The organism is Kitasatospora sp. DSM 101779, from assembly GCF_025655475.1.
Lineage (GTDB): Bacteria > Actinomycetota > Actinomycetes > Streptomycetales > Streptomycetaceae > Kitasatospora.
Genome location: NZ_JAHTIK010000001.1, coordinates 3804280 through 3814138 on the forward strand (window position 1 = coordinate 3804280; position 9859 = coordinate 3814138).

Genomic DNA, 9859 nt, shown 5'->3' on the forward strand with positions numbered 1-9859 from the left:
CCGGGGGGCGTGGGGAACCGCGCGGTCCGGGAGCGGCGCCGGGAGACGCCGTCAGGAGTGGCCGAGCTCCTCGGTGGGGGCGTCGGGTTCGACGGAACCGCCGGTGCGGTCGGGGTGGAGGGCGAGGGGCTCGACGATGGTCTCGTCGAGGATCAGCTCGGAGGGGGTGGGCGGGGCGGGCAGCACCGCGGCCTCGGAGTGGCCGCCGCAGCCGTACCCGAAGGCCACGACCTGGCCGTCCGCGGGGCCGAACTCGTTGCCGCACACGCCGAACGCCTGCCCGAGCGAGCCGCCGATCGGGATCAGGAAGCCGCAGGTGTCGCAGTTGGCCGGGGCGGCCTGCGCCATCGGCGTCTGCGGACCGAAGGAGGTCTCCCACCGCTCGGCGGCGAGGTGCAGGCCGAGCCGGGAGAGCACCCGCGGCCGGGCGAGGCCGAGCTCCTCGGCGACGGCGCCGATCCGGGCGCGGGCCGGGGCGGGCTGGATGTGCGGGTCGCTGAGGACGACGTCCTCCTCCGCGGCCTCGCTCATCGCGGAGTTGGGGGCGGGCTCGTCCTCGCCGCTCCAGCCGGCCTCCAGCCGGAGGTCGTCGGCGCCGGTGGGCAGCAGGTCGCCCGGGCCCATGTCGCCGGGGCGCAGCCGCTCGCTCCACGGCACCCACTGCGGGGCGAGCACGGCGTCGTCGCCAGGGAGCAGGACGGCCTCGTCGAGGGTGACGTTCTTGGCGCGCGGGGCGCGGGCCACGGTGACCGCCCAGTGCCAGCCGCGGTAGGCGGCGTCGAGGCACTCGAAGGTGTGGGTGACCACGCGGTCGGCCTCTGCGCGGACGCCGAGGTGGGCGCCGACGGTCTCCGGTCCGACCATCTCGACGGCGGCCTGGCGGGCGAGTTCGACGGCCTCGGCACAGAGCCGGTCGGGGGTACGGCTTCGCATCGCAGCGCTCACGGCGTCGATTCTCTCCCAGTCCTGTTGTCCGGCGGCGGTCCCGCGCACGGCGTGCGCCGTCCCGGGGTGGTGCCCCGCCCGCCGAAGCTGTACGAAGGGCACTTCTTATTCTGCGCGACCAAGGTCCGTGCCCGGCACCGGCCGCGCCGCCCCGCCCGGTCCGTCCCAGCCCCGTGCGCGTAGTGCAGGCTACCCGCCGGTCGGCGTCCGGGCACAGTCCGGGGCGGCGCGCGGCGATCCGCGGAACCCGTGCCGGGTCACAGTCGTACCGCGGCTGATTCTCGGGCAGGATGGCGTATGTGGCGGACGAGACCCCCTCGCAGCACGGCGTGGACGCTCCGCAGCCGGAGGGCCCCTCGGAGGTGAGGGCTGTGCCGCCGCCGGATCCGGCCGGTGGGCCGCTGCCGCCGAAAGCCGGCAAGCCGAAGAACGCCGTGGTCAGGGGCGCTTCCGCGGCGGGAGTGCGGACCGGCCGGATGATGCACGGCACGGGCCGGCGGATCCGGAGGGCGACCTCGGCGGAGGGCGCCGGCGAGTCGGGCCTGGCGAAGCTGATCGAGCTGCACGCACTGAACTCCTTCGGCGACATGCTCATCACGATCGCGCTCGCCTCCACCATCTTCTTCTCGGTGCCGACCGGCGAGGCCCGCGGCCGGGTGGCGCTCTACCTGCTGATCACCATGGCGCCGTTCGCGCTGCTCGCCCCGGTGATCGGTCCGTTGCTGGACAAGCTGCCGCACGGTCGCCGTTCGGCGATGGCGATGTCGATGCTGGCCCGGGCGATCCTGGCCTGGACGATGGCCGGTTCGATCGCCGGAGGGGGGATCGCGCTCTATCCCGAAGCGCTGGGCGTGCTGGTCGCCTCCAAGTCGTACGGCGTGGTGCGCAGCGTGGTGGTGCCGCGGCTGCTGCCTCCGCAGTTGTCGCTCGTGAAGGCGAACTCGCGGGTGACGCTGGCCGGCCTGCTGGCGACGATGGTCGCGGCCGGGGTGGGCGGACTCCTGCACCTGGCCGGTCCGGGGTGGCCGCTGCGCGGGGCGTTCCTGGTGTTCGTGATCGGCACGCTGATGGCGTTTCACCTGCCGCACAAAGTGGACTCGGCCAAGGGCGAGCAGCGTGCGGTGATGCACGCCGAGGGGCACGGCGCCCGCTCGTCGAAGGCGATCCTGCGGACGGTCGGCCCGTCCGTGATCCTGGCGCTGCGGGCGGTGTCCTCGCTGCGGTGGCTGGTGGGCTTTCTGGTGATGTTCCTGGCGTTCCTGGTCCGCAAGGAGCCGGTGAGCGGGGTGCCGGAGACGGCGGCGCTGGGCATCGTGGCCGCGGCGGCGGGAGTGGGGAACGCACTCGGTTCGGTGTTCGGATCGTGGTTGAAGACCCGCGGTTCGGAGGCGACGGTGGCGGCGATGCTGCTGCTGGCGGCGGTGGCGTCGGCCGTGGCGGCGATCTGGTACAGCCTGCTGACGATCGCCGTGGTGGCGGCGGCCTCGGGCATGGCGGCCTCGCTGGGCAAGCTGGCGCTGGACGCGGTGATCCAGCGGGACGTGCCGGAGTCGGTGCGGACGTCCGCCTTCGCACGGTCGGAGACGATCCTTCAGCTGTGCTGGGTGGCGGGCGGCGTGGTGGGCATCTCGCTGCCGCTGAACGCGACGCTGGGCCTGGCGCTGGCGGCGGCGGTGATGACGGCGATGCTGCTGTGGACGCTGCGCTCGCTGTTCAAGGTGGGGCTTCGCGGGACGGCCACTCGGCCACGGGTGGCATAGCCGCGGCGACTCGGCCACCCCCGCGTCGCGTGATCGCGAAAGCCCGGTAGCCTCTTGCCCATGAGCCTCAGCACCCGTGCAATCGCCGCCATCGGCGCCGTGGTCGTGATCGGCGCCGGCACGGTCGGCGGTTCCATCGCGTACGCCAACAGCCAGGGCAAGCCCGACTCGCACGTCGTGACCCTGACCGTCGGCCGTTCGTCGATCACCTCGGCGCCGTTCTGCTACAACGACGGCAAGGCGCTGCCGCAGGACGTCCTCGCCAAGTGCCAGGTGGACGCGAAGAAGGCCCGCGAGGCCGACACGCTGCCGTCGACCGACGTGCAGGCGAGCGACCGGATCGGCGTGGGTGTCCCGCCGTCCGTCGCCGACCGCGGCTGGTTCGCCTTCACCGACGGCGGCGCACAGGGCCAGACCCCGCTCGCGCAGGACACCCGCGGCACCACCTGGTCCGGCTCGGTGCAGGCCTCGCAGGTGCTGAACTCCTCGGGCACCACCACCGTGACGGTCGTCGAGGCCGACCAGAAGACCCAGGAGATCCTGGGCATCTGGTACTTCGACATGAAGACCCAGGACTGACCCTCCGGCGATGAGCCCCAGGCACGACGACGAGCAGTCCGGCCCCCCGGCCGGGCTGCTCGTCGTCGTCGCGGTGCAGGCCGAGGCCGACGCGGTGCTGCGCGGGCTCGACCGTGCCGGGGCTGCGGGCGTGCCGGTGGAGGTGCTGGCCGGCGGGGTCGGCCCGGCCGCGGCGGCCGCGGCGACGGCGGTGGCCCTGGCCTCCGGCCGGTTCCGGCTGGCGGTGTCCGCCGGCATCGCGGGCGGCTTCGCCCCGCACGCGCCGGTCGGTGGGACGGTGGTCGCCTCGGAGATCGTGGCTGCCGACCTCGGCGCCCAGACACCGGAGGGCTTCCGGGACGTCGGCGAGCTGGGCTTCGGCAGTGTGCGGCACCGCCCCGCGCCGGGCGCGGTCGCCCTGGCGGCGAAGGCCCTGGACGCCGTGACGGGCCCGGTGCTGACCGTCTCCACGGTGACCGGCAGCGCCGAGCGGGCCGCCGCGCTGGCGGCCCGTCATCCGGGTGCCGCCGCGGAGGCGATGGAGGGCTTCGGCGTGGCCGAGGCCGCCGCCCGGTTCGGCCTGCCCGTCCTCGAGATCAGGACCGTGTCCAACCCCGTCGGCCCGCGCGACCGCGCGGCCTGGCGGATCGGCGAGGCGCTCGGGGCCCTGGAGCGGGCCTTCGCGGTGCTGCCGTACCCCGAACTGCTCCAGGAGGCCGCTGATGGCTGAGCCGCTGCGGGTCGCGTACTCGCCGTGCCCCAACGACACCTTCGTCTTCCACGCCTGGGCGCACGGCCTGGTGCCCGGCGCGGACGCCCCCGAGGTGCTGTTCGCCGACATCGACCTGACCAACGGCATGGCCGAGCGCGGCGAGCTCGACCTGCTGAAGATCAGCTACGGGCAGCTGCCCTGGGTGCTGGAGGAGTACGCGCTGCTGCCGTGCGGCGGGGCGCTGGGCCGCGGCTGCGGCCCGCTGGTGCTGACCCGGGAGCCGGGGACGGACCTGACGGGCGGCACGGTGGCGGTGCCGAGCGAGCGTTCGACGGCCTACCTGCTGTTCCGGCTGTGGGCCGCGAAGGCCGTGCCCGGCGGCTTCGGGAAGATCGTCGTGATGCCGTTCCACGAGATCATGCCCGCGGTCCGGGACGGCCGGGTGGACGCTGGCCTGGTGATCCACGAGGCCCGCTTCACGTACGGGCGGTACGGGCTGCACAGCCTCGCCGACATGGGCGAGGCCTGGGAGCAGGAGACCGGGCTGCCGATCCCGCTCGGCGCGATCGTCGCCCGGCGCTCGCTCGGCGCCGACCGGCTGAAGGAGCTGGCCGACACCCTGCGCGCCTCGGTGCGGGCCGCCTGGGCCGCTCCGGAGGACTCCCGGGCGTACGTGCTGGAGCACGCGCAGGAGATGGACCCGGCGGTGGCCGACCAGCACATCGGCCTGTACGTCAACGCGTTCACCGAGGACCTCGGCGCGGAGGGGTACGCGGCGGTCGGCACGCTGCTCACCCGGGCCGCCGCGGAGGGGCTGGTGCCCTCGGTCGACCCGGGTGCGCTGCGCTTCTGAGCCCACGGCCTCCTGAGCCCACGGGTTCCGAGCCCGTGGGTTTGAGAGCTCGTGGGTTTGAGAGCTCGTGGCGCTCTCGGCGGGCAGCCGGTCAGACGTCGAACTGGTCCGCGACCGCCCGGAGCAGCACGGCGAGCTTCTGGCCGGCCGGCTTGGCGGGGTAGCGGCCGCGCTGCAGGCCCGGCAGGACGTCGTCCAGCGTGGTGATCAGGTCCTGCACGATCGGTGCCATGTCGTCGGGGCTGCGGCGCTGGGCGGCGGCGACCGACGGCAGGGCGTCGAGCAGCGTCACGCCCATCGCCTGGTCGCCGCGGTGGCCCGCGACGATCCCGAACTCGACGCGCTGGCCCGGCCGCAGCGTGGTGACCCCGGCGGGCAGCGCCTTGGTGTGGACGAAGACGTCGCCCCCGTCGTCGCGCGACAGGAAGCCGAATCCCTTCGTCTCGTTGAACCACTTGACCTGGCCGGTGGGCATCTCGAACTGTCCTCGTTGTGAGTGTGGGCGGGGTCGGCGGTGGCCGGACCCCGTCGGGTGGACGGCGAGCCGACCACCCTACGCGGGCGATCGGCGACGCTCAGCGGATTAATGATCCCTCAGCCGCTCACTCCCGAGCGGCACGTCCGAACGGGGGCCTGGCCCGGCAGGGACGCGGCACGGCGCAATCCACAGGCAGACACCCCCAGAGACGAAGCGGGGTGATCGATCACCCCGTGCGAGGGCTGCATACCCGGTCGGGCCCGCGGTCGAAACTTTGGGTCCCCGGGGAACTGCGGGCAGTGACGGAGAGCACGTGGCGGGCGGTCCGCGGGGCCGCCGGACGGGGTCCGGCAAGGCCTAGGCTGGCGGTCATGGCTCTCACCGTCGGCTTCGACCTCGACATGACGCTGCTGGACACCCGGCCCGGGATCAGGGCCACCTACGACGCGCTCGCCGCCGAGACCGGCACCTGGATCGACAGCGAACTCGCCGTCAGCCGGCTCGGGCCGCCGCTGGTGCACGAGCTCGCCAACTGGTTCCCGGCCGAGCGGCTGGACGAGATCGCCGACCGGTACCGCGAGATGTACCGGGAGTACGCGCTGCCCGCGACCCGCGTGCTGCCCGGCGCCCTGGAGTCGATCGCCGCCGTCCGCGCCCACGGCGGCCGGGTCGCGGTGATCACCGGCAAGTACGAGCGGAACGCGCGGCTGCACCTGGAGCACTTCGGCCTGGAGGTGGACGTCCTGGTCGGCGACCTGTGGGCGGAGACCAAGGGCGACGCGCTGCGCGAGCACGGCGCCGGCATCTACGTGGGCGACCACCTCGGCGACGTCCGCGGCGCGCGGGCGGCCGGTGCCGTCGCGGTCGCGGTGGCCACCGGTCCGTACACCGCCGAGGAGCTCCGGGCGGCCGGCGCGGACGCCGTCCTGGACGACCTCACGGCCTTCCCGGACTGGCTCGCGGACGCCCTGTAGCGGACGCCCTGCAGCCCCGGCGCTTCCCGTCGGCGTCAGTCCTGCGCGCGGCGGCGTTCGGCGCGGGCGGTGGTGAGCAGACCGGCCAGGGACAGCAGGAAGCCCAGCGGCATCAGCATGCAGATCCAGTAGGCCGCGGTGGGCAGCCTGGTCAGGTCGAAGAACAGCGGGACGAAGGTGACCAGGGTCGCGAGCGCGCCGACGGCGAACACGATCGCCCCGACGCGGACCAGGGCATCGCCACGGTCGGCGGTCTGCTTGCTCACAGCGGGCTCCTCACAGCACGGACCCCATCAGTCTCCCAGCTCTCCACCCCCCGCCGTTCGGCGGGGGACGATTCAGCCTGCGCGCCGAGTCCTCCCAGAAATCTCCCAGCGATCCTTGAAACTGAGACCGGAATCGGGGTAACGGGGGAGCAGAGAATGGGACTCACCAGCCACAAAGTGCTGGCGCTGTCCGCCCTGGTGGCGGTGGCGGCGATCGTGGGCACCGTCTGGCTCTGGCCCCGGTTGGCCGAGCGGAGCTGGGCCGCGGTGCTGGGCCGGATCGGCACCATCGTCGGCACGCAGCTGGCGGTGATGTGCACGCTCGGCCTGCTGGCCAACAACTACTTCGCGTTCTACAGCAGCTGGGACGACCTGCTGGGCACCGGCGAGCAGGGCCCGGTGACGATCCAGAACCGGCTGGACGGCCGGGAGCACGGGGTGCAGCGGCTGTCCGCGGAGAACGTCCGCGGCACCAACACCGTCGGCCGGGACGCGGCGCAGGTCGGCAAGCTGGAGCGGATCCGCATCCCCGGCGCGACCACCGGGCTGGCCACCGACGGCTACGTGTACCTGCCGCCGCAGTACTTCCAGCCGGAGTACAAGGACAAGCGCTTCCCCGCCGCGATCGCCATCACCGGCTTCCCCGGCGACGCCAAGAACCTGATCACCAAGCTGAACTACCCCGCCACCGAGCTGCAGCTGGTCCGCGACGGCAAGATGAAGCCGACGGTGCTGGTGCTGATGCGGCCCTCGCCGGCGATGCCGCGGGACACCGAGTGCGAGGACGTGCCGGGCGGCCCGAAGGCGGCGACCTACTTCACCACCGACGTGCCGGCCGCGATCCGGGCCGCCTACCGGGTGGCCGAGGGCCCCGGCAGCTGGGGTGCGATCGGCAACTCCACCGGCGGCTACTGCGCGCTCAAGCTCGCGCTGCGCAGCCCGGAGGTGTTCTCCGCCGCGGTCTCCCTCTCGGGGTACTACAAGGCCGCCGAGGACGCCACGACCGGGGACCTGTTCGGCGGAGACGCCGCCCGCCGCGAGGACGCCGACCTGACCTGGCGGCTCACCCACCGGCCCCGCCCGGCGGTCTCGCTGCTCGTCGGCGGCAGCCGCGAGGGCGACGGCGACTACTACGGCAACACCGAGAAGTTCGTCGCGGCCGCCAAGGGCGGGCAGACGAAGGTCTCCTCGATCACGCTGGACACCGGCGGCCACAACTTCAACACCTGGTCGCGGATGCTCCCGGCCTCGCTGGGCTGGCTGGGCGAACACCTCGCCGACCCGCGCTGATCCCGGCCGCGGCAGCTGACGGATCCTCAGGAGGATCGGACATTTCGTTCATAATCGGACGCAGATGCCCGACCTCCGGGAGGTCCCGATGCCCCACCGGCCGACCCGCCGGGCGGTCCTGACCGCGATCGCCGCCAGTGCCGGCGCCGCCCTGGCCGGTTGCACCGGGCCCGCCGTGCGCGGCCTCGCTGCCGCGCCGGCGGACGCCGAGGGCTCGGCGACCGGCAGCCCCAGTCCGCGGCCCACTCCCAGCACCACGGTGACCACAGCGACCGGGCCGGTCACCGTGCCCGGCGGCCCGGTCCGCGTCGTGGTGCTCGGCACCCCCGAACTGGACTCGGCGATGACCCTCGGCATCACCCCGGTCGGCGCCACCCGCTCCGCCCTCGACCCGGGCCTGCCGGACTACTGGCCGGCCTCCCGCCTCGCCGACATCGCCTACGTCGGCGACACCGGCAGCCCCGACCCGGAGCGGATCCGCGCGGTGGAGCCGCAGGTCGTCCTCGGCAGCGCGTCCCGCGACGGCGTGCACCTGGCCGAGCTGCAGCGGATCGCACCGACCGTCCTCAGCCAGGCACCCGGCCCGCCCTGGAAGGACAACTTCCAGTTGCACGCGCAGGCCCTGGGCCGGCAGGAGCAGGCCGCCGCCGTCACCTCCGAGTACCGCCGGCACGCCGAGCGCGCCGCCCGGGCGATCCGGGACGCCGGTTCCGGCGGCCGCCGGATCAGCGTGCTGCGCTTCGTGGAGGGCCCCCCGCCCGGCATCCGCACCTACGGGCGGCAGAGCTGGCTCGGCAGCGTCCTCGCCGACGCCGCCCTCGGGCGGCCGGACGTGCAGAACACCGACCAGGACGAGATCGACCTCCCGCTCGACCAGCTCGCCCGCGCCGACGCCGACTTCCTCTTCTACGCCACCTACGGCGACCCGGACCTGGCCGGGACGACGGCGGTGCTGCGCAGCCCGGCCTGGCTCGCCCTGGGTGCCGTACGGGCGCACCGGGCCTTCCCGGTGGAGGACGGGCTGTGGTTCCAGGGGGTCGGCTACACCGGCGCCAACCTGGTGCTCGGCGAGCTGCAGCGCTTCCTCGGCGGCTGAGCCCGCCGGCGCCCGGCCGGCCGGCGGGCGCTGCCGGCCCGCGTCACCTGCTCAGTCGGCCGCCCTGCGACGGCGCAGCGTCACCGCGAGGAGGGCGAGCGCGGTGATCACGGCGGCCGCCCGGAGCACGTCGGGTGCGGCCGTCCACACCGCGTGGTTCATCGCCGCGCCCTCGGCGAGTGGCTGCCCCCAGCGGCCCTTGGTGCGGCCCCAGTACCAGACCGCGGAGCCGAACATGGTGCCCAGCGGAATGCCGAGCACCACGATCTTGCGGGCGAGGTCGGAGAACTGCCGGGAGAGGTAGGCGGCACCCCAGCCGAGCAGCATCGCCAGCAGCTGGCCGGTGACCGCGCCGGCCAGCAGGGCGGCCGCGGCGAACAGCAGCAGCGGGGAGGGCCGGCGGCCCGCGAGCAGGCCGCCGGCGCCGGCCTTCGGGGCGGCAGCGGCCGGGTCGGCGACCCCGGTGTCCCTGCCGCCGGTGTCCTTGCCCGCGGTGTCCTTGCGGCCGCGGCCCTTGCGGAGCTTGACCGGGGTCGGCTCGGCGGGCGCCTCGGGAGCGGGCGCCTCGGCCCCGGTGCGCGGGGCGGGCAGCTCGGCGGCGGGCTGCCCGAGCAGGTCGACGCCGTCGGGGTACTGCACCACCTCCCAGCCGGGGAGGTTGAGGCCGGCGCCGGGGCCGCCCTGGAGCAGGCCGTCCGAAGGTGCCGGGCCGACCGGTGCGGCGCCCGGCGGCTCGGCCGCGGGCGCCCCCTCGGGGGCGTACACGCTCTGCTCGTCGGCCGGAGCGGCGGTTGCGGCCGGGGTGTCGTCGGCGGCCGGCCGCGGCGCGCCGATCACCCGCCAGGGCTGTTCGGACCGCCACCACTCGCCACCGGTCCCGCCGCCGGTCCCGCGGCCGCCCCGTCCGGAGCCGTCCGCCGCTCCGCC

10 protein-coding genes and 1 pseudogene are annotated in these 9859 nt (G+C 74.6%); 7 read left to right on the plus strand and 4 right to left on the minus strand.

The window, feature by feature from the left end:
- Positions 1-51 precede the first annotated feature (51 nt).
- Positions 52-933: a DUF3027 domain-containing protein gene (locus KSNIM_RS17150; protein ID WP_263107999.1), complete on the minus strand. Its 882-nt coding sequence runs from the start codon at positions 931-933 to the stop codon at positions 52-54.
- 374 nt (positions 934-1307) lie between these two features.
- On the opposite strand from KSNIM_RS17150, the gene KSNIM_RS17155 reads away from it, so the two are divergent.
- From KSNIM_RS17155 to KSNIM_RS17170, 4 genes are read left to right on the plus strand one after another with little or no spacing between them, the layout of a single operon-like run.
- A complete protein-coding gene (locus KSNIM_RS17155; RefSeq protein WP_411543869.1) occupies positions 1308-2705 on the plus strand; it encodes an MFS transporter in 1398 nt (465 codons plus the stop codon).
- Positions 2706-2765: 60 nt separating this feature from the next.
- Entirely contained in the window at positions 2766-3284 is a 519-nt protein-coding gene (locus KSNIM_RS17160; RefSeq protein WP_263104087.1) for a hypothetical protein, read from the plus strand.
- A 10-nt stretch (positions 3285-3294) separates the two neighbouring features.
- The gene (locus tag KSNIM_RS17165; protein ID WP_263104088.1) at positions 3295-3993 is read left to right on the plus strand and encodes a futalosine hydrolase; all 699 of its coding nucleotides are present in this window, start codon (positions 3295-3297) and stop codon (positions 3991-3993) included.
- On the plus strand, positions 3986-4828 hold the full coding sequence (locus KSNIM_RS17170; protein ID WP_263104089.1) for a 1,4-dihydroxy-6-naphthoate synthase: 843 nt from the start codon (positions 3986-3988) through the stop codon (positions 4826-4828). Before KSNIM_RS17165 ends, KSNIM_RS17170 begins: the two co-directional genes overlap by 8 nt.
- A 91-nt stretch (positions 4829-4919) precedes the next feature.
- Here the strand turns inward: KSNIM_RS17170 and KSNIM_RS39110 are convergent, their stop codons facing one another.
- Complete coding sequence (locus tag KSNIM_RS39110; RefSeq protein WP_095873568.1) at positions 4920-5303, minus strand: cold-shock protein; 384 nt, start codon at positions 5301-5303, stop codon at positions 4920-4922.
- Between the two features lie 374 nt (positions 5304-5677).
- On the opposite strand from KSNIM_RS39110, the gene KSNIM_RS17180 reads away from it, so the two are divergent.
- On the plus strand, positions 5678-6280 hold the full coding sequence (locus KSNIM_RS17180) for an HAD family hydrolase (protein WP_263104090.1): 603 nt from the start codon (positions 5678-5680) through the stop codon (positions 6278-6280).
- A gap of 35 nt (positions 6281-6315) precedes the next feature.
- Here KSNIM_RS17180 and KSNIM_RS17185 read toward each other — a convergent pair whose 3' ends face one another.
- Complete coding sequence (locus KSNIM_RS17185) at positions 6316-6546, minus strand: hypothetical protein (RefSeq protein ID WP_263104091.1); 231 nt, start codon at positions 6544-6546, stop codon at positions 6316-6318.
- Positions 6547-6702: 156 nt separating this feature from the next.
- Between KSNIM_RS17185 and KSNIM_RS17190 the strand changes: the two genes are divergently transcribed.
- Both KSNIM_RS17190 and KSNIM_RS17195 read left to right on the plus strand, forming a co-directional pair.
- Entirely contained in the window at positions 6703-7836 is a 1134-nt protein-coding gene (locus tag KSNIM_RS17190) for an alpha/beta hydrolase (RefSeq protein ID WP_263104092.1), read from the plus strand.
- Positions 7837-7900: 64 nt separating this feature from the next.
- Positions 7901-8932, plus strand: coding sequence for an ABC transporter substrate-binding protein (locus tag KSNIM_RS17195; RefSeq protein ID WP_263104093.1), 1032 nt, complete (start codon positions 7901-7903; stop codon positions 8930-8932).
- Between the two features lie 51 nt (positions 8933-8983).
- On the opposite strand, the pseudogene KSNIM_RS17200 reads toward KSNIM_RS17195, so the two are convergent.
- Positions 8984-9859, minus strand: a pseudogene (locus KSNIM_RS17200) (hypothetical protein); the annotation flags it as partial.

What these genes read in the sequence shown, in the direction of transcription:
- KSNIM_RS17180 (WP_263104090.1), top strand. Translation starts at nt 5,678, where the DNA reads ATGGCTCTCACCGTCGGCTTCGACCTCGACATGACGCTGCTGGACACC.
- KSNIM_RS17170 (WP_263104089.1), top strand. Translation starts at nt 3,986, where the DNA reads ATGGCTGAGCCGCTGCGGGTCGCGTACTCGCCGTGCCCCAACGACACC.
- KSNIM_RS39110 (WP_095873568.1), bottom strand. Translation starts at nt 5,303, where the DNA reads ATGCCCACCGGCCAGGTCAAGTGGTTCAACGAGACGAAGGGATTCGGC.
- KSNIM_RS17195 (WP_263104093.1), top strand. Translation starts at nt 7,901, where the DNA reads ATGCCCGACCTCCGGGAGGTCCCGATGCCCCACCGGCCGACCCGCCGG.
- KSNIM_RS17190 (WP_263104092.1), top strand. Translation starts at nt 6,703, where the DNA reads ATGGGACTCACCAGCCACAAAGTGCTGGCGCTGTCCGCCCTGGTGGCG.
- KSNIM_RS17165 (WP_263104088.1), top strand. Translation starts at nt 3,295, where the DNA reads ATGAGCCCCAGGCACGACGACGAGCAGTCCGGCCCCCCGGCCGGGCTG.
- KSNIM_RS17150 (WP_263107999.1), bottom strand. Translation starts at nt 933, where the DNA reads ATGCGAAGCCGTACCCCCGACCGGCTCTGTGCCGAGGCCGTCGAACTC.
- KSNIM_RS17160 (WP_263104087.1), top strand. Translation starts at nt 2,766, where the DNA reads ATGAGCCTCAGCACCCGTGCAATCGCCGCCATCGGCGCCGTGGTCGTG.